This is a genomic window from Devosia insulae DS-56, assembly GCF_000970465.2.
In the GTDB taxonomy this organism is placed as follows: Bacteria; Pseudomonadota; Alphaproteobacteria; order Rhizobiales; family Devosiaceae; genus Devosia_A; species Devosia_A insulae.
The window spans coordinates 1-18225 of sequence record NZ_LAJE02000236.1 but is presented as its reverse complement, the minus strand read 5'-3'; the positions used below and the strand labels follow the sequence as shown (position 1 = coordinate 18225).

General features: G+C 65.0%; 13 protein-coding genes. 11 read left to right on the top strand and 2 right to left on the bottom strand.

What is annotated here, in order from left to right; all coding sequences use genetic code 11:
- Genes VW23_RS16945 through VW23_RS16925 form a run of 5 tightly spaced genes read left to right on the top strand, consistent with a single transcriptional unit; the run spans position 1 to position 7210 of the window.
- Positions 1–963 carry a carbohydrate ABC transporter permease gene (locus VW23_RS16945; protein WP_084646255.1) on the top strand — a complete coding sequence of 321 codons (963 nt, stop codon included), beginning with the start codon at positions 1–3 and terminating at the stop codon, positions 961–963.
- Positions 960–1781, top strand: coding sequence for a carbohydrate ABC transporter permease (locus VW23_RS16940; protein ID WP_069910727.1), 822 nt, complete (start codon positions 960–962; stop codon positions 1779–1781). The genes VW23_RS16945 and VW23_RS16940 overlap by 4 nt, the downstream gene beginning before the upstream one ends.
- Before the next feature lie 2 nt (positions 1782–1783).
- Positions 1784–3805, top strand: a complete 2022-nt coding sequence (locus VW23_RS16935; RefSeq protein WP_069910726.1) for an alpha-amylase family protein — start codon at positions 1784–1786, stop codon at positions 3803–3805.
- On the top strand, positions 3802–4866 hold the full coding sequence (locus VW23_RS16930; RefSeq protein ID WP_069910725.1) for a LacI family DNA-binding transcriptional regulator: 1065 nt from the start codon (positions 3802–3804) through the stop codon (positions 4864–4866). The genes VW23_RS16935 and VW23_RS16930 overlap by 4 nt, the downstream gene beginning before the upstream one ends.
- A 25-nt stretch (positions 4867–4891) precedes the next feature.
- Positions 4892–7210, top strand: coding sequence for a glycosyl hydrolase family 95 catalytic domain-containing protein (locus tag VW23_RS16925; protein ID WP_069910724.1), 2319 nt, complete (start codon positions 4892–4894; stop codon positions 7208–7210).
- 25 nt (positions 7211–7235) lie between these two features.
- Here the strand turns inward: VW23_RS16925 and VW23_RS16920 are convergent, their stop codons facing one another.
- Positions 7236–9236, bottom strand: a complete 2001-nt coding sequence (locus VW23_RS16920; RefSeq protein WP_084646254.1) for a family 43 glycosylhydrolase — start codon at positions 9234–9236, stop codon at positions 7236–7238.
- Between the two features lie 65 nt (positions 9237–9301).
- Between VW23_RS16920 and VW23_RS16915 the strand changes: the two genes are divergently transcribed.
- The 6 genes from VW23_RS16915 to VW23_RS16890 all read left to right on the top strand — a co-directional run bounded on the left by VW23_RS16915 (position 9302) and on the right by VW23_RS16890 (position 16398).
- Positions 9302–10054: a transcriptional regulator gene (locus VW23_RS16915; RefSeq protein ID WP_141728369.1), complete on the top strand. Its 753-nt coding sequence runs from the start codon at positions 9302–9304 to the stop codon at positions 10052–10054.
- 395 nt (positions 10055–10449) lie between these two features.
- Positions 10450–12372 carry an ABC transporter substrate-binding protein gene (locus VW23_RS16910; RefSeq protein WP_069910721.1) on the top strand — a complete coding sequence of 641 codons (1923 nt, stop codon included), beginning with the start codon at positions 10450–10452 and terminating at the stop codon, positions 12370–12372.
- A gap of 216 nt (positions 12373–12588) precedes the next feature.
- Entirely contained in the window at positions 12589–13593 is a 1005-nt protein-coding gene (locus VW23_RS16905; protein WP_069910720.1) for an ABC transporter permease, read from the top strand.
- 6 nt (positions 13594–13599) lie between these two features.
- Positions 13600–14457 carry an ABC transporter permease gene (locus VW23_RS16900; RefSeq protein ID WP_069910719.1) on the top strand — a complete coding sequence of 286 codons (858 nt, stop codon included), beginning with the start codon at positions 13600–13602 and terminating at the stop codon, positions 14455–14457.
- Between the two features lie 4 nt (positions 14458–14461).
- Complete coding sequence (locus VW23_RS16895) at positions 14462–15490, top strand: ABC transporter ATP-binding protein (RefSeq protein WP_069910718.1); 1029 nt, start codon at positions 14462–14464, stop codon at positions 15488–15490.
- Positions 15487–16398, top strand: coding sequence for an ABC transporter ATP-binding protein (locus VW23_RS16890; RefSeq protein ID WP_069910717.1), 912 nt, complete (start codon positions 15487–15489; stop codon positions 16396–16398). Before VW23_RS16895 ends, VW23_RS16890 begins: the two co-directional genes overlap by 4 nt.
- A gap of 220 nt (positions 16399–16618) precedes the next feature.
- Here VW23_RS16890 and VW23_RS16885 read toward each other — a convergent pair whose 3' ends face one another.
- Positions 16619–17320 (bottom strand): GntR family transcriptional regulator, encoded by a 702-nt coding sequence (locus VW23_RS16885; RefSeq protein ID WP_069910716.1) that lies wholly within the window; start codon positions 17318–17320, stop codon positions 16619–16621.
- Between the last annotated feature and the right edge of the window lie 905 nt (positions 17321–18225).

Genomic DNA, 18225 nt, shown 5'->3' with positions numbered 1-18225 from the left:
ATGCAGGAAACGGTGGCGAGCCGGACGGTGGACGCGCGTCCTGGCAGCCCCGCCCGGTCTGGTGGCGAGCAGAGCAATCGGCTCGCCACCAGGCTGCGGATGGGGGACTGGCCGGCAGCCTGGCTGCTGATCACCCCGGTGCTGATCCTGTTCGGGATCGCCGTGGTATTCCCGCTGATCGATACGATCCGGCTGAGCTTTTTCGACATCAAGGGGCTCGCCAAGCCGAAGTTCATCGGCGTGGGCAACTACGTGAAGTTGTTCACCGATCCGGCGTTTCGCAACACGCTCTTGACCACCCTGACCTTCACCATCTCGACCACCATCATTTCGGTGGGGCTGGGCTGGATGCTGGCCATGGTGAGCGCCTTCGCGCCGCGCCAGACGCTGCCCTTCCGGGTGATGATCTTCGCGGCATTCGGAATTTCCGAGGCGGTGGCCGGCTACATGTGGATCGGCATCCTGCGCCCCGACGCCGGCGGCCTGCTCAATGCGGTGATCGGCCTCGTCCAACCCGGATTTGCGCAGCCCTGGCTGGGTGACCCGCGCACTGCGCTCTGGGTGCTCATCATCGCCGCATCCTGGGGCGGCGTCGGCCTGCCGCTGATGCTCTGCTTTGCCTCGGTGCAGTCGATCCCCAAGACCCTGTTCGAGGCGGCTTATATCGATGGCGCCAACCATTGGCAGGTGATGCGCAACATCATGATGCCGCTGTCGCTGCCTGGCGTGCGGGTTGCGGTGTTCATCAACCTGCTCGGCGCGCTGCGGGCCTTCGACATCATCTACATCCTGACCGGCGGTGGTCCGGTGCGCAGCACCGAAACGGTTGGCTACTTCATGTACCGGGAGTCGATGACCCAGTTCAAACTCGGCTACGGCGCGGCGGCGACCGTGGTGCTGCTGGTCGCGGTTTTGGTCGTTTCCATTCCCGCCATCATCCAGAGAACGGCAGGTGCAAGATGATCGGACGCGCGCCCCGCTGGCCCACTATCGTGCTTGGTATCTTCGGCTTCATCTGGATCATTCCGATCATCGGCATCGTGATGACCTCGATCCGCCCCCTGGCCGAGACGTCACGCGGCTGGTGGCGCATCGACAGCTTCACCCTCACGCTCAGCGCCTGGCAGCGGGTGTGGGAGGCCTATCCGCTCGCCCCCGCCTTCGTCACCACGGCTATCCTGGCGGCGCTCGCCACCGTCGGGACCATGCTGCTGACGCCCGCCGCGGCCTACGCCTTCCACTTCCTCAAGTTCCCGTTTCGCCGGCTGCTGTTGATCATCATCATCAACGCCTTCGTGCTGCCCCAGCAGGTGGTGATCATCCCGCTGTTCCAGCTGTGGCGCGAACTGGGGCTGATCGACAATTTCCTCGCCGTGCTCATCCCTTACATCGGGCTGAGCTTTGCCTGGTCGATCTTCCTCGTAAAGAACTTCCTCGAGGATTTTCCGACCGAGGTCGTCGAGGCCTCGCGCATCGATGGCGCCGGGCCGCTGCAGACCTTCTGGTACATCGTCCTGCCCAACAGCCTCAGCTCGGTCTTTGCCACCGGCATCCTGCAGTTCCTGTGGACCTGGAACGCCCTGCTGCTGCCCTTGCTCTATCTGAGGACCAACGTGCCGCTGCCGGTGATCCTCGCTCGCGTCAACGGCACCTATGAACTCAACTGGGACCTGCAATCGGTAGCGGCCATCGTCACCACCGTGGTCCCCCTCGTCGTCTTCCTCATCTTCCAACGTCAATTCGCCGCCGGGGCTGAAACCCGGACCGGCGCCAAGGATTAGTCATGCCCGCCACGAACAAGCCGCTCCGCTACCGCCAGATCCACCTCGATTTCCACACTTCGGAGCACATTCCGGGGATCGGCTCGGCCTTCGACCCCGAGGATTTCGTGGCGACGCTCAAGGCAGCGCACGTCAACTCGATCACCATCTTTGCCAAGTGCCACCATGGCTGGTCGTACTACCCCACCAAGGTCGGCGCACCGCACCCGAACCTGATGCGCCCCGACCTGATGGGCGAAATGGTCAAGGCGCTGACCGCCGCCGATATCGAAGCGCCGATCTACATCTCGGTGCAGTGGGACGAGCGCAACGCCCGCATCCACCCCGAATGGCGGGCCCGCAGCGCCACAAAGAACCGCTTCGACCCCGACCAGCTGACCGCCGGCTGGCACACGCTCTGCCTCAACCACCCGGCCTATCGCGCCGAACTGCTCGAGCAGGCGCGCGAAGTGGCCCGCAAATACGAGACGCCGGGCCTGTTCTTCGACATCGTGCTCACCCCCGACTGCGTCTGTGCCGAATGCCTCGCCCGCATGGCCGAGCACGGGCTCGACCCCGAGAACCCGGCGGACCGATTGAAGAACGATGAGGCCGTCAACGAGCGGTTCCGCGCCGAGACCAGCGCGGCGCTCAACGCCGAGTTCCCCGGGCTGCGCGTCTTCTACAATTGCGGCCATATCCACAAGCAGGGGCCGCAGCGTTTTTCCACCTACACCCATCTCGAGCTCGAAAGCCTGCCGACCGGCGGCTGGGGTTATGACCATTTCCCCTCGAGCGCCCGTTACGCGGCAACGCTCGGGCTCGACATGGTAGCCCATACCGGCAAGTTCCACACCAGCTGGGGCGAGTTCGGCGGCTTCAAGCATCCCGATGCGCTGGAGTTCGAGGCGGCGCAGATGGTGGCGCTGGGTGTGAAGTGCCTCGTCGGCGATCAGTTGCACCCCGATGGCTCGATCAACCCGGACACCTATGCCTCGATCGGCCCGGCCTATGCGCGGATCGAAAAGCTCGAGCCTTATCTCGAGGGCGCCCGCCAGGTTTCGGATGTGGCAATCCTCACCGCCGAGTATTTCCACCCGGTCGGCGCCCGCAACAACCTGAGCGACGATGGCGCCGCGCAGATGCTGCAGGAACTGAAACTCCCCTTCGACGTGATCGATCCGGCGACGCCGTTCGAGAATTACAAGCTGATCATCCTCCCCGACGAGATCCCGGTTGATGCCAGGCTCGCGGCCGCGCTCAAGGCCTATACCGACAGGGGCGGCAAGCTGATCCTCAGCGGCAGGTCGGCGATCAACCCCGATGGCAGCTTTGCCGTCGACGCCGGCATCCGCAGCGCCGGCCAGGTGGCGTTCGAGCCGTCTTATGTCCGCGCCGCCTCCGGGCTCGATGCCGGGCTCACCGCCTCGCCCTTCGTCATGTACGGAGCAGGGCAGGCGATCACTGCCGAGGGCGCCGAGGTGCTGGCTGAAATCGGCCCTTCTTATTTCAACCGCAGCTACAAGCATTTCAGCTCGCACCAGCACGCTCCCGATGATCCGGCGGCGGCCGCGCTGGGGGCAGCGGTGACCGTAAAGGGCGGTATCGGCTACATAGCCTACCCGATCTTTGAGATGTACCACGCCATGGGTCAGCCGCTTTACAAGTACCTGGTGCGCGGGCTGATCGACCGGCTGCTCCCCAGCCGCGCCATCGTCACCGACCTGCCGTCGTCCGGCCGGGCGACGCTGACGCAGCAGTCGGCGCAGCAGCGCCACGTCCTCCACCTGCTCTATGGCGCGCCGCAGATCCGAGGCAAGGCGGTACCGGCCGGCGAGGGCACTACCCGCGTCATGGAAATGATCGAGGATATCCCGACGCTGGGGCCGGTGACGGCCTCGGTGCGCTTGCCGCGCACGCCAGCCCGTGTCTATGACGCTCTGACGGGGGAAGACGTGCCGTTCACCAATGGTGGCGATCGCGTGGAAGTGCGGCTCCCGAGCCTACGCATCCACGCCGCGCTGGTCTTTGAGGGAACGGTTTGAGCGACAGCGACGATACCGAGAGCGGCCGGCGGCGCCATGCGACCATCGTCGAGGTCGCCGACCGCGCCGGTGTCGCTATCGGCACGGTGTCGCGCTACCTCAACGGCCACCCGGTGCGCCGCGGCAATCGCGAGCAGATCGAACAGGCGATTGGCCAACTCGGCTATCGCCGCAACGCCATCGCCGCCGCCATGAAGGCCGACCTCACCAATACGGTCGGCTTCATGGTGCCCTCGCTGTCGGAGTTCCACGCCCCGGTGCTCGAGCATTTGAGCCGGGCGATGCGCCGGGTCGGCCGGGCACTGCTCACCTATTGCCACGATGCCAACCCGGCATCGATTGCCGATGCGCTCGATTTCTTCGTTACCCATCGGGTCGATTGCCTGATCATGGACGGCCGCAACGATGTCGATGAGCGTATCCTCGAGCTCATCGGCAATGGCACGCCGGTGATCTTTTACGACAATGGCTGGCCGGGCCTGCCGGTGGATCGGGTGCTGGTCGAAAACCGCGCCGCAAGTTTTCGCGCTGTCACCCACCTGCTCGATATCGGCCATTCCCGCATCGCGGTCCTCACCGGCAATATCGGCGACTGGACCGGTGGCGAGCGCTTTGAGGGTTATCGCCAGGCACTGCTCGGTCGCGGCATCGAGATCAACCCCGACTATGTGCTCGACTCGCATTGGTACGAGACCGAAGCCTATTCCGGCATGCTGCGCCTGCTCTCGCTCCCCGAGCCTCCCACCGCCCTCTATTGCTGCAACTACAACATGGCGGTCGGCGCGCTGCGGCTGTTGCGTGAGCACGGGCTGAAGGTCCCGGACGACATCTCGCTGGTCAGCTTCGACGACGTGCCGCTGTTCCAGCTGCATGACACCGGCATCACCGCGGTGGCCCAGCCGGTGGCCAAGATCGCTGAAACCATCACCTCCATCATGGCCTCGCGCCTGTCGGATCGCGGCCTCAGCCACGCGCCGCATACCATCACGCTCAACTGCGACATTATCCTCCGCGGCTCGACCCGCCGCCTGATCACGCCACAGGCTCTCGGCTCCCGCTGAAGCCTCGCCATTCCAGGATCCGACCATGCCCCGTTACTGCCTTGACCTCGATACCCCCGCGGCCGGGTTCATCGACAGCTTCCTCATCGGTAATGGCTGGCTCGGGGCGACGCTCGGCGGCGGCATCGGCACCGAACGGTTCGCCCTCAACCTCGATACGGTCTGGTCCGGCGGGCCGCTGCAGCCTGCAGCCGACGAGGGTCCGTCCCACCTGATACCCGAACTGCGCGAGGCGATCCGCCGCCGCGACTATCTTCGGGCCGACGAACTCGGCCGGGCGCTGCAGGGCAAGACCTGGACCCAGTCCTATCAGCCGCTCGGCGCCATCGAACTCACCTATGCCGATGCCGATAGCGCCGGCTACACCCGCCGCCTCGATCTGGCCGAGGCCGTGGCCCTCACCAGCCACGGCACGGTTCGGCTCGATAGCTTCGTCTCCAATCCTGATGGCGTGCTGGTGGCGGCCGCCACCGGGCCGGGGGTGCTGACGCTCGACAGGGTGGGCATGGCGTTCGTTTCGCCACACCCCGACACGCACATCTCGCTGTCCGAGGAGCATGGCGTCAGGTGGCTGGTGGCCACTGCCCGGGTGGCTGCGCATGTCGTTCCCAATTACGTGCCGAGTGAGGAGCCGATCCGCTACGACGCGACGGCGCCTGAGCCTGATGGCACCGTCGCCACCGGCATGGGCTATGCCGTCGTCGCCGCCGTCGAGCGCGACAGCGAAACTGGCGGCCTCCGCCTGGTCGCCTCCGCCGCCTCAGGCTATCGCGGCCACGATCAGCGCCCCAGCGCCGATTTCGACGCCCTGGTGCGCGAGGCGCAGGGCCGGGTCGCGGCGGCCCTCGAGATCGGTACGAACGATCTCCGGCAGCGCCACCGCAACGACTACAACGGCTTCTTCGAGCGCGTCGACCTCAACCTCAGCGCCTCCGGCCCGGCAGCCGAGCGCGCCGAGCTGCTGTTCCATTTCGGCCGCTACCTGATGATCGCGAGTTCGCGCGAAGGCACCGAAGCCAGCAACCTGCAGGGCATCTGGAACGTCGATGTGCGCCCCGCCTGGTCGAGCAACTACACCATCAATATCAACACCCAGATGAACTATTGGCCGGCCGAGGCCACCGGTCTCGCTGACCTCCATACCCCGATGTTCAAGCTCACTCGTGAGATTGCCGAAGCCGGCGCCGCAACGGCGCGGCACTACTACGGCGCGGCCGGCGCCACGGCCCACCACAATACCGACCTCTGGCGCTTCACCGCGCCGGTGCCCGGCATCCCGCAATGGTCCAACTGGCCGGCCGGCCTCTACTGGATGGCCGCCCACCTGCAGCATCACCTCGACCACGGCAGCGCCGCCGATGGGTTTGCGGCGGAGACCGCCCTGCCGGTGTTCCGCGCCGCGACCGAGTTCGCCCTCGACATGCTGGTCGAGGACACGCAGGGCGAGCTGGTCGCCAGCCCCTCGACCTCGCCCGAGCACAGCTTTGTGGTCGGGGACGCCAAGGTCGCCATTACCGCGGGCACGGCGATGGACCAGGAACTGATCGGCGAGACGCTCGAAAGCTTTGTCGGGCTCACCGACCCCGCCGATCCGCTCGCGGTGCGGGCCCGCGCGGCGCTCGGCCGGCTGCGGCTGCCGCTGATCGGCGCGGCCGGCAACCTGCTCGAATGGGACGACGACAAGACCCCGGACGAGCTCGGGCATCGCCACCTCTCCCACCTCTATGGCCTCTATCCCGGCATCCGCATCACCGAGGCCGGCACGCCCGAGACGTTCGAAGCCGTGCGACGGGCTCTGGCGCTCCGGCTCGACAACGGCACCGGCTATACCGGCTGGAGCCAGGCCTGGGTGCTCTGCCTCGCGGCGCGCCTGCGCGACGGCGCTCTCGCCGAGCGCGCGATCGGCGGGCTGCTCGACCATCTGACCTCACGCGCCCTGCTTGTCCTCCACCCGCATGACGGCTGGCCCGAAGGCAACGTGTTCCAGATCGACGGCAATTTCGGCGCCGTCGCCGGGCTGACCGAACTGGTGCTGCAAAGCCACGAAGGCGCCATCAGCCTGTTGAAGACACTGCCGCCAAGCTGGACGGCAGGCAGCATCCGCGACATCCGCTGCCGCGGCGGGCACCAGGCGAGCGTCACCTGGCAGGAGGGAAGGCTCGTTTCGGCAGGCATTCTCGCTGGACGCGATGGCGAGATCTTTGTCGACCTGCCGGAAGGTCCGGTGAGGGTAACAGGCCCATCCGGTCCAATGCCGGCACGCCCAGCTGGCGGCGCCACGGCCGGCCGGCAGCGTCTCGCCTGGGATGGGCAGGCGGGGGTGGGGTACAGCATTTCTGGTTGATGACGCCGATTGCCGGCCCAAAGAGTTATTCCACTCCAGCAAACCGAAACCGCGTGCCGTCCTTGCCGTCTGGTGTCGGGCCGGGGCTGTCCGCCCTGACCGTGCCATCCGGGGCGATGCGGAGGAAGCGGTGGGTGGTGAGGGACATCAGGGTCACTTCGCCGGTCGGGGTTTCCATCCATTGCCAGTGGGTGGCGGCGCCGGTGATGCCGCCGACGGTGACCACGCCCCCCGCCGTCACTGACACGAGGCCGCCGGCATGGCGCAAGGCGACGCGGCCGAGGCCAACCGGCTCGACCATGAACGGCTCGGGCTGACGGCCGATGACTGTGCTAAGCGCGGTGGCGAGTCCGAGTTCGGGGGCGTTGGTGAGGACCAGCGTGCCGGTTTCGCCGGCCGGGATCGCCTGCATCAGGCCGCGCGGATGCGGCTCATCGACGCTCACGCTGTCGAAATCGGCATGACCGCCGTCTCGTCCGGCTTCGTTATAGGCGAACAGCGCATAGCGAATGCCCTGGAAGGTCTCGAGCTGGAACACCATGATCATCGGCTCGCCGATGGCCGTGAAGCTTTCGCCGTCGGTCGAGAAGCTGAGCTGCGCCAGCTCGGTCAGGAAGTCGCACTCGGCGCGCAGCCAGACGCGCGAAGTCGCTGCCGGCGCCGTGATGGTCCGGCCGGTCTGGTAGTCGAAGGCGCGGATCTCGTAACCGCTATCGGTGCGGGCGAGGCCGACCCAGCGCCAGGGCATGCCGAATAACCCGAGGCCGGCCACGTCGCCCGGGGCGAGCCCCGCTCCATCGAGCAGCGTGGTAACCGTCGAGCGCGGCCCGACGGCACGCTGCGTCAGGGTGTTCTTCGCCCACCAGAAATCGCTGGCCGGCAGGGTGTGGAGCCTCAAGTGGCCGGGCCGTTCGTCGAGCGACCACTTGGCATCGACCGGCACGTGGTTCCACTGCCAGAGCGGATTGAGCGCCGGCCCATCGAAGTCGTCGCCGCGTTCGGGCCAGGGCCGGGCGATGGGCGAGGGGCCCTCACCGCGGCTGGAGGGTTTGACCCAGGTGCGCGGGGTGCGGCCGAGATTGCCGGGAAGCCCGAAATACGGCCAGCCATCCTGCCAGGTGATCGGCGACAGGCAGGTGAGCCGGCCGAGCGAGTTGTAATCCATCATCGACCAGCCCCACCACTCGCCATCAGGGGTGTCGACGATGCCGCCCTGGTGCAGGTTGAGCCGGCCATTGGCCGCGGGGTTGGGCGGCACCAGCTCGAACGGCGGATCGAGGGTGAAGGGGATGCCGGCGCCCTTGATCTTGTAGCCTTCGACGAGCCCGAAATCCTCGTCGATCGAGATCGCCGGGTTGATTTCCCAGGGGCCATCGAGGCTGTCGGCGCGGGCGCAGGGCATGCGCATCGGCCCGGCGAACCAGGCGCTGGTGATCAGGTATTTGCCGTCGACCTTGTAGAAATGCGCGCCTTCGCCCATCAGGCTGTCGGGTGGGGTGAGGTCGCGTTCGGTGCCGGGGATCACCCGGCGGAGGCTCTGGTCGAGTTCGGCGATCCTGAGGTTGCGATAACCCCAAACCACATAGGCGCGCCCGTCATCGTCGAAGAACACCGTCAGGTCGTGGCAATTGTACTCGGCCTCGCTGCGTGTCCACGGGCCTGCCGGATCGGTGGCGGTGAAGATCTGGGTCTTCTGCCCGTTGACATTGGAGAAGATGTAGAAGGTGCCGTCGCGATAGCGGATGCACGGCGCCCAGATGCCCTGGCCGTAAATCTCGCTGCCCTCGAGCCGGAAGGCCGGGCCGAGATCGAGCCGGTCGAAGGCGTAGCAGATGAGCGTCCAGTTCACGAGATCGGTGGAGCGCAGCACCGGCAGCCCGGGCATGCAATGCATGGTGGTGCCCGTCATGTAGTAGGCGTCGCCGACCCGGATGATATCGGGGTCCGAAAACTCTTCGTAGAACAGCGGGTTGGTGAACGTCCCATCACCATTGTCTGCGGTCCAGGTTGGTTTTGCCGGTGTCATCAAAAGGAGTTCCGTGGCGAGAAGGGGCTCAAGCAGCGCCGCCGCTCTATACCTCAATAGTTGATATGGATCGCATACTTGTTCGGGATCGCGAAAAATCGCGTAGATCTTCGATCAGATTGTACGCAATCCGTGGTCTGGCCCATGCTTTTGGTGATAGTGTCGCCGTCAGGCTGGTCGCGAACGAGGTTTACCGGGTGGAAACGGGTGGGCTGTTTCAGGCGTCGGTGCCGTTGGGGCTCTATACGAGCTTCAGCGTTAGCGCGCCGTGTGGCCTCCGTTCTGTCGACGGCGTGATTGGCCTGCTCGACATCCCCGATACGTTTCTCGATCCGGCACGGGTCAAGGCTGGGCTGCTCTGGTTCACCGGCGGTTTCGTCGAGTACCGCTTTCCCTATCGAAACGGAGCGCCGCTCGCGGCGCTGGAATTCTCGATGGAGCTCGGCTCCGACGCGCCGGGGACCTCGCCGGACTGGCCAAGCGAGATTTCGGTCAGTGTCAATGAGGTCGAAATCGGCAGCTGGACCCTGAAATCCAGCGGTTTCCGCCAGGTCGAGCCGCGCGACAGCTGGGGCCGCTATGGCTCGGATCATGGCGAGCTCACCAACTGGCGCGTCACCCGCGCCGGCACCTTCCTCGATGGCGTCAGGATCTCTTCGGTGTCGCTGGCCGACCTGCAGCTCGAGCCGGCACAACCGATTCGACTGCGTATCGGCGTCGCCGCCAACGCCAGCCATCCGGGCGGGGTGAACATATTCGGCCGCGGCTTCGGGCATCATGACCAGGAAATCGTCATGCGCCTGAGCACCGTGGAGTGAACCGGGCAGGTTGGTACGCAAACTGCTAACAACCGTAATATCTGGTATAGATCAATTTTCATCTTAGGATGACACCTGCGACTGGTGGTCACGGCTGATCGGCGCATTGGTGCGCTGACAGGGATGCTGGCCGAATTCGGTCTATGCCATTAACATATTGATCAATAACATACATATTGCACAATTTGACTGGCTTTCGCGGTCGAAACTGACGCCTCTGGATGACGCGACGTACGTACCTCATTGCGGCTGCAGTTCATATTAGAATATCCGATGTACATCGAAACACAAGTTGACAAGGGAGGCTTCGCGGATAGGATGGCGCCCGAAAGCGGTGGAGCGCTTTCGGGATGGGAGCGCGAGAGGCGCTGCCGCCGTGGGGAGGAAAAACAAAAATGGATAGACGCAGCTTTTTGCTGGGCACCGCTGTCGGCGCCCTAACCGTTGCCGCCAATGGCTTGGCATTTGCGCAGGATGCCGGGGGCACTGCTCCGGATCTGGCTCAGTTCCCGCGCAACGAGACGGTCATCGTTCACAATCCCGAAGGGATCATCCGCAATCCGAGCTGGTTCAACCTGTGGGCCGTCGGTGCCGGCAACGGCACCAGCAACGGGCTGCACAACCTGACCACCGACACCCTTTGGTTCATCGATCCCGATGCGGGCATCGAAGGGGCCAGCGAGAACGCGGTCTACAACTCACTGGCCGACGATCTCTGGCAATACAATGCCGACTTCACCGAAATGAGCGTCAAGCTCAAACAGGGCATCTTCTGGAGCGACGGTGTCGAGTTCACCGCCGACGACGTGGTGTTCACGGTCGAAAAACAGAAGGCGACGCCGGGCACGCCCTATAACGGCGCCTTCAGTGCGCAGGTCGCCGAAGTCACGGCGCCCGACAAATACAGCGTCCATTTCAAGCTCAACGCGCCGAACTCGCGCTTCCACGCGCTGTTCTCGGTGCGCTGGACGGCGGCCTGGATCATGCCCAAGCACGTCTACGAAAAGGTCGAGGACATCCTCACCTATGACGCCAACCCGCCGGTCAGCATCGGGCCCTATACCCTGCACTCGTTCGATCCGAACGGCACCTGGTACATCTGGCAGAAGCGTGAGGACTGGCAACGCACCGCGCTCGGCATGATCGCCGAGCCCAAGCCGAAATTCGTCATCTACCGCAACAACATCACCACCGATAACCGCCTGATCGAGATCCGCAACGGCAACCTCGACATGGTGCATGACCTGACCCCGGAAGGCACCTTCGCGGTGGTCAAGGACGATCCGCAGATCCAGGGCTGGTTCCCGGGCTTCCCCTATGCCCATCCCGATCCGACCCTGCCGATGATCATCTTCAACCACCAGAACGAGAAGTTCCAGGACAAGCGCGTGCGCTGGGCCCTGGCGCTGATGCTCGATGCGCGCGCCATGTCGATGGCGTCGTATCGCGGTGCGGCGACCCTCTCGGCCATTTCGGTGCCGCCGACCGGCACCCATCCGCGCGACTATCATGCGCCGCTGCAGGATTTCCTGATCAACTACGAGGTCGACACCGGCACCCGCAAGATCAAGCCGTACGACCCCAATATCGGCCTGCAGATCGCCGACATGGTGCGTCCGCAGTTCGGCGACGCCGTGCCGACCGATGAAGCGGCCGTGCGCAACGCCTTTGGTTACGGCTGGTGGAAGCAGGATGTGGCGGCGGCCGAAGAGCTGCTGACGGCCGCCGGTTTCACCAAGAACGGCAACCAGTGGATGATGCCCAATGGCGAACCGTTCGCCTTCGAGCTGATGGTGCCGCAGGAAGGCGTGATCAACCGGCTCGGTGTGATGATCGCGCAGATGTGGTCGCAGGCGGGCGTGCAGGCAACTGCACAGGTGGACAGCGATCCGTGGGGCCGGCAGCGTGTCGGCAACTACGAGACCAATATCGCCTGGGCGGTGGAAACCTGGGGCGGTCACCCCGATCTCAGCTTCTTCCTCGACAGCTACCACTCGGCCTACGTCGCCAAGCCGGGCGAGTCCCAGCCCGACCGTAACTGGATGCGCTGGACCGATCCGCGCCTCGACACCATCATCGAGAATATCCGCAAGATCGACTTCAACGATCCCAAGGGCATCGAGTACGGCCACGAGTTCGTCAAGCTGCACCTCGAAGAGATGCCGAACATTCCGATCATGGCCTACAACGTGTTCTCCATCCAGTCGAACCGCTTCTGGACCGGCTGGCCCAATGCCGAGAACCCGTATGCCAACCCGGTCACCAACTGGTCGAACGGGCGCTACATCTTCACCCAGATTTCGCCGGTCGCCGGCTGATCGATCTCCCACGGTGAAAGGGGGGCGCGGGGGAATTTTTTCCCGCGCTCCCTTCCGCCTTCTGCTGGCCCCTTGCGACCCGCGAGGCGCCGGCAGAGCGCGGCAGCAGGGATGACCGCTGGCAGCGTGCGGACGGCCAAGAGGCCGCCGCGTTGTGGGACGGCTGAGAAGCCGCCCCGGTGGAGCCGGCCAAGAGGCCGCTCCGGAGGAGTGCATATGCAAGGCTATCTATGGTTCGCCGCCAAACGGTTCATCCAGCTATTGGCGGTGATATTCTTCGGCGTGTCGGCCATGTTCGTGGTGACCTACCTGTCGCCGATCGATCCCGTCGAACAGGTGCTCGGTCGGTTGTCCGCCCGCTCGAACCTGTCGCCTGAGGCAATTGCCGCCACCCGCCTGGCGCTGACCGAGATGTTCGGTACCGACCAGCCGGTGCTCACCCAGTATGTCAACTTCTGGAGCCGCCTGCTGCGCGGCGACCTCGGCGCGTCACTGATGGCCTTCCCGACGCCGGCCATGGAACTGGTGCTGCGGGCGATGCCCTGGACGCTGGGGCTGCTGCTCACTTCGACCGCCATCACCTTCGTCGTCGGCAATCTCGCCGGCGGGCTTGCCGGCTACTTCCAGAACAGCCGCCTGCTCAAGGCCTTCGGCATCGTCACCATGGGGCTGCAGCCGATCCCCTATTACATCGTCGCCTTCATCATCCTGATCGTCTTCGGCTACCTCTGGCCGGTCCTGCCGATCTCGGGCGGCTTCGCCATGGACGTGCGACCGGGCTGGACGCTGCCCTTTATCCTCTCGGTGCTGCAGCACTCGCTGCTGCCGGCTTTGTCGCTGGTGCTGGTGGGGCTGGGCGGCTGGTTCATCGGCATGCGGGCGCTGGTCTCCAACATCGTCACCGAGGACTATGTGACCTATGCCGAGCTCGCCGGGGTGCGGCGCGATACCATTGTCGGCGACTACGTGATCCGCAACGCCCTGGTGCCGCAGGTCACGGCGCTCGCCATGGTGATCGGCGGCGTGTTCTCCGGCACGGTCATCACCGAGCAGGTGTTCAACTATCCGGGGATGGGCTCGCTCCTCGTCGATGCGGTCAATGCCGGCGATTACTCGACCGTGCTGGCGGTCTGCACCATCTCGATCGCCGCGGTCGCCCTCGCCATTTTCATCGTCGATCTGCTGCACCCGCTGCTCGATCCCCGCGTTCGGGCGGAGTAAGCCCAGATGTTTGCCGTCCTCCGCGACCTCATCCGCTACAATGCCGAATTCACCATCGGGTTGATCCTCGTCGGCATCGTGGCGATCTTTGCTGCCCTCAGCTTCTTCTCGCCGGTCGATCCCACCCAGATCTACCTCGCCATTCCCGACCAGCCGCCCTCGGCGCAATATTGGTTCGGTACCAATTCGCGTGGCCAGGATCTGTTCTGGCAGCTCTCGGCGGCGTTCAAGAACAGCTTGATCTTCGGCATCACCGTGGCGGTGCTGAGCCGCATCATCTCGATCGCGGTCGGGCTCGCGGCGGGTTACCTCGGCGGCTGGGTCGACCGGGTGCTGATGTTCATCAACGACATCTTCGTCGCCGTGCCGATCTTCCCGATCCTGGTGCTGTTCTATTTCGTGCTGCGCAACCACATGGACAGCTTCACCATGGCGCTGATCATGGCCTGCTTCGGCTGGCCGTTCGATGCGCGGCTGATCCGCTCGGTGGCGCTCGGGTTAAAGCACCGCGAGTTCACCCGTCACGCGGTGTTCGCCGGCATGAGCACCCGCAAGGTGCTGCTCGAGGAACATCTGCCTTACGTGATGCCGATCGTCTTCTCGACCTTCATGAACAACATGCTGTGGTCGATCGGCATGGAGGTGACCCTGGCGGTGCTGGGCTTCACCAACATCAACAACCCCACCATCGGCACGGTGCTCTACTGGGCCAACTCGCACTCGGCCATGGTGGTGGGCGTCTGGTGGTGGGTGTTGATCCCGGTGATCCTGATCGTCATCACCTTTGTCGGCCTGTTCCTGCTCGCCGTCAGCATGAACGAATATATCGATCCGCGCAGCCGGCTGCGCCGCATGGGAGCCTGACGCCATGGGCGACAACATTCTCGAAGTCGAGGCGCTCAAGGCCTACTACCAGATGAGCTATTTCGGGGTGAACCGCGAGGTCCGCGCCGTCGACGGCATCACCATGAACGTCAAGCGCCGCGAGGTCTACGGCATTGCCGGCGAGAGCTCATCGGGCAAGACCAGCTTCATCAAGGTGCTGGCCGCCGCCATTCGCCCGCCGCTGCGCGTCATAGCCGGCAGCGCCACCTACGATTTCGGCGGCAAGCCGACCGACGTCACCGTGGCGACGCCGGCCGAGATCGATGCCATCCGCTGGCGGCACCTGAGCTACATCATGCAGGGCTCGATGAGCACGCTGAACCCGGTGCGCCGCATCGGCCGCATCTTCGAGGATTTCGCCGCCCGGCCGCTGGGTCTCTCGGGCAGCGCCTTCCGCCAGCGCGTGGTCGAGCACCTGGGGCATTTGAAGCTCCCGCCGAGCGTGCTCAATGCCTATCCGCATGAGCTCTCGGGCGGCATGCGGCAGCGCGTCACCATCGGCCTCGCGACGGTGGGCAAGCCCGATTTCATCATCGCGGACGAACCCACCACGGCGCTCGATGTGGTGGTGCAGAAGGATGTGCTGTCGCTGATCAAGAACCTCCAGACCGAGATGGGGTCCTCGATCGTCTTCGTCACCCACGATATGAGCGTTCACGCCAATATCGCCGACCGCATCGGCATCATCTATGCCGGCCGCCTGGTCGAAGAAGCGCCAACCCGCGCGCTGTTCACCGCGCCAAAGCACCCCTATTCGGCGCATCTCGTCGCCAGCCTGCCGCGCATCGGCGATACCACGCAGCGCCCGGCGCTGGAGGGGCGGCCGCCCAGCCTTGCGGCGCCGCCGGCCGGCTGCCGCTTTCATCCGCGCTGTCCGCTGGCCATCGATAAATGCAAGACCGAGGCCCCGCCGCTGCTTGCCGTCGGCCCCGATCACCGCAGCGCCTGCTGGCGCGCCGCCGATGTCGAGCCGCTGGTGCCAGGTCACGGCCGCGTGGGAGTTACCGCATGAGCGCGCTGCTTGAAGTCGCAGATGTCGGCAAGCGCTTCCAGATGGGCGGCATTCTCGGTCGCCAGGAGGTTCGCGCCGTTGACGAGGTCAGTTTCGCCATCGCCGCCGACAAGCCCGAGATCTTCACCATTATCGGCGAGAGCGGTTCGGGCAAGACCACCCTGGCGCGGATGATCCTGGGGCTCGAGCGGCCGAGCAGCGGCCGCATCCTGTTCCGGGGCGAGCCGGTGCACCATGAGAACAAAGCCGATCGGCTGAAGTTCATGGCCAATGTGCAGCCGGTGTTCCAGAACCCGTTCGAGGCCTTCAACCCGTTGAAGCGGGTCGACCGCTACCTGCAGTCGACGGCGCGGCGCTATCTCGGGGCGCGCGACAAGGCGGCGATCGAGGCCGCCATGGATGGGGCGCTGCAGAAAGTGGGGCTGAGCCTCGCCGAAATTGCCGGCCGTTTCCCGCACGAGTTGTCGGGCGGACAGCTGCAGCGCGTCGCCATCGCCCGGGCGCTGATCCCCAATCCGCCGCTGCTGATTGCCGACGAACCGGTGTCGATGGTCGACGCGTCGCTGCGCATGGCGATCGTCAATCTCCTGAAAGCGCTGCGCGACGATTTCGGCGTCTCGGTGATCTACATCACCCACGACCTCGCCACCGCCTATTACATCTCGGATCGGCTGATCATCATGCAGAAGGGCAGGGTGGTGGAAATGGGCCCGGCGCGTGCCGTGCTCGACAACCCCGAACACCCGTACTCGCAACTGCTCAAGGCCTCGGTGCTCTCGGCCGACGATGCCGGCGCCGGCAACCTCAAGCCGGCCAACGAGCTGCTGCAGTTCAGCAACGACCGGCTCAGCCGGGCGGATGCCAGCCGACTGGAAGAGCGGGCCGATGGGCGGCGGGTGCGGGTGTAGGACGAGCGGATGGGGCACGGCAGCGTGCCCACTCCCCTCATCCGGCGCTCACGCGCCACCTTCTCCCCGACGGGGAGAAGAACAGGGTGCCGACTGCGCAGTCGGTATTCCTCTCCCCGTCGGGGAGAGGGTGGATCGGCCGCAGGCCGAGACGGGTGAGGGGTGGGACCATAGGGCCATCGGCGACCGGGTGTAAATTCCGCTAGGGAGAGTGCCTCCCTCAGCTCGCCCAGGCCGCCGTTGAGGCGCGCAGCTGCTGCAGCACGTGTTGGCCGGCGCCTTCCACATGTTGCTCCATCAGTGCGGCAGCGCCGTCGGCGTCGCCCTGCTTGATCAGCTCGATCAGTCGGCGGTGCTCGCGCATCAGCTGGGCTCGGCGGGCGAGGGTGAAATTGTAGCTGCGGGTGACGGCGCGCAGCACCTCGCGGTTCTTCCACCAGATTTCGGTGGCGAGCCGGTTGTAGTGGCGCTCATACATCAGCGTGTGGAACTCGGTGTCGAGATCGCTGTGCAGCACCGGATCGGCGAAGTCATTGGCTTCCATCGCCTGCTGCAGCCGCTCGAGCCCGGCAATATCGGCCGGGGTCGCCATCTGGACGAACCAGCGGGTGAAGCGCGGCTCGAGCGCCACGCCGATCTCATAGATGTCGCGCACGAAATCCTGGTCGATGGCCCGCACCCGTGCCCCGCGATTGGGGACGAAGGTGACAAACCCCTGGCCGCGCAGCAGCTGCAGCGCCTCGCGTACCGGGTTGGATGACGAACGGTGCCGCGCCGCGAGGTCGGCGACGACCAGGCGCGCATTGGCCTTGAGCCGGCCGGAGATGATGTCGTCGCGGATCAGCTCATAGACGCTGGCGCCTTCCTCGGAGGCGCCGGCGTCGTCGATCCCCAGCGGTGGCTTGGCTTGGTAGTCGGTCATGCTGTGGTGCGTCGCATCGGCAGGTCCTCGGGGCGCTGCGGCGTCCCATGGCGACCATGTTCCGCCCCTCGAGGCATTTCAAGGTCTTCCGCCGCTCGCGCACGATGTCATCGGGACGCTGCACGGGTCTACGATGTAGGGGGGAGTGGTGCCCGGGACCGGAAGGCAACAATCTATGTATTTCAGTAAGTTAGCCAAGATGCTAGATCGCTGTTGCTCTACCGCTTTCTACAGCTTTCTAAACTGCTGTCTAGCGGCTGGCGTTACGCCATGTCGCAGCCTGTTAACCTGAAATTGAGTGACGAACGCGCCCGCCGCTCAGATGTGAGCAGCAGCGATCATTGATAGCTGTCGGATCAGCCCACAAGCCGACCCCAACGCCCCAGATCATCCTAGCGCGGGGGCTGCCCCGTTCGCTCCCACGCGGCATAGATTTTTCACCAGCCTGCAGCGCAGCAGACTGTGACGTGTACAGGGATTGGATTGTGATCGGAGTTCCGTTGCGGTTGACCGTCAAACGCCAGCCGGTACCTTCCTTCGTGGCTGTAATAGCCTTGTGGCTTCGCCGAACGACGACATCGAACCCCTCCTTGGGCCATGAGCATTGTTGGGGTGATTTGCGCGCCGAAGAACTAAAGGTCAATGGCGCGGCGACCGCTCCACCACACCCGCACTACGGGGCGGGGGTTGGTGTGTCCGCTAGAGCAGCCAAAGCTGTCCATTCTAAACTGGGCCGGTGACGCAGCAAAGCCGGTCGGCTCGCAGGCGCCAGCAACGCTCCGCCAGCGGGCGTTCAGCCCCGTCCCGTGCCATCCTGCCACAAAACCCCAAACGCCCGTCATTGGGCGTTTCGGCGCGTCGGATGGCGAGGGACAGACCCGCTGTAAGTGCTGGCATCTGTCAAC

Coding starts and splice junctions, on each gene's coding strand:
- VW23_RS16945 (WP_084646255.1), top strand. CDS start 1: ATGCAGGAAACGGTGGCGAGCCGGACGGTGGACGCGCGTCCTGGCAGC.
- VW23_RS16940 (WP_069910727.1), top strand. CDS start 960: ATGATCGGACGCGCGCCCCGCTGGCCCACTATCGTGCTTGGTATCTTC.
- VW23_RS16935 (WP_069910726.1), top strand. CDS start 1,784: ATGCCCGCCACGAACAAGCCGCTCCGCTACCGCCAGATCCACCTCGAT.
- VW23_RS16925 (WP_069910724.1), top strand. CDS start 4,892: ATGCCCCGTTACTGCCTTGACCTCGATACCCCCGCGGCCGGGTTCATC.
- VW23_RS16920 (WP_084646254.1), bottom strand. CDS start 9,236: ATGACACCGGCAAAACCAACCTGGACCGCAGACAATGGTGATGGGACG.
- VW23_RS16915 (WP_141728369.1), top strand. CDS start 9,302: ATGGATCGCATACTTGTTCGGGATCGCGAAAAATCGCGTAGATCTTCG.
- VW23_RS16910 (WP_069910721.1), top strand. CDS start 10,450: ATGGATAGACGCAGCTTTTTGCTGGGCACCGCTGTCGGCGCCCTAACC.
- VW23_RS16905 (WP_069910720.1), top strand. CDS start 12,589: ATGCAAGGCTATCTATGGTTCGCCGCCAAACGGTTCATCCAGCTATTG.
- VW23_RS16900 (WP_069910719.1), top strand. CDS start 13,600: ATGTTTGCCGTCCTCCGCGACCTCATCCGCTACAATGCCGAATTCACC.
- VW23_RS16895 (WP_069910718.1), top strand. CDS start 14,462: ATGGGCGACAACATTCTCGAAGTCGAGGCGCTCAAGGCCTACTACCAG.
- VW23_RS16890 (WP_069910717.1), top strand. CDS start 15,487: ATGAGCGCGCTGCTTGAAGTCGCAGATGTCGGCAAGCGCTTCCAGATG.
- VW23_RS16885 (WP_069910716.1), bottom strand. CDS start 17,320: ATGACCGACTACCAAGCCAAGCCACCGCTGGGGATCGACGACGCCGGC.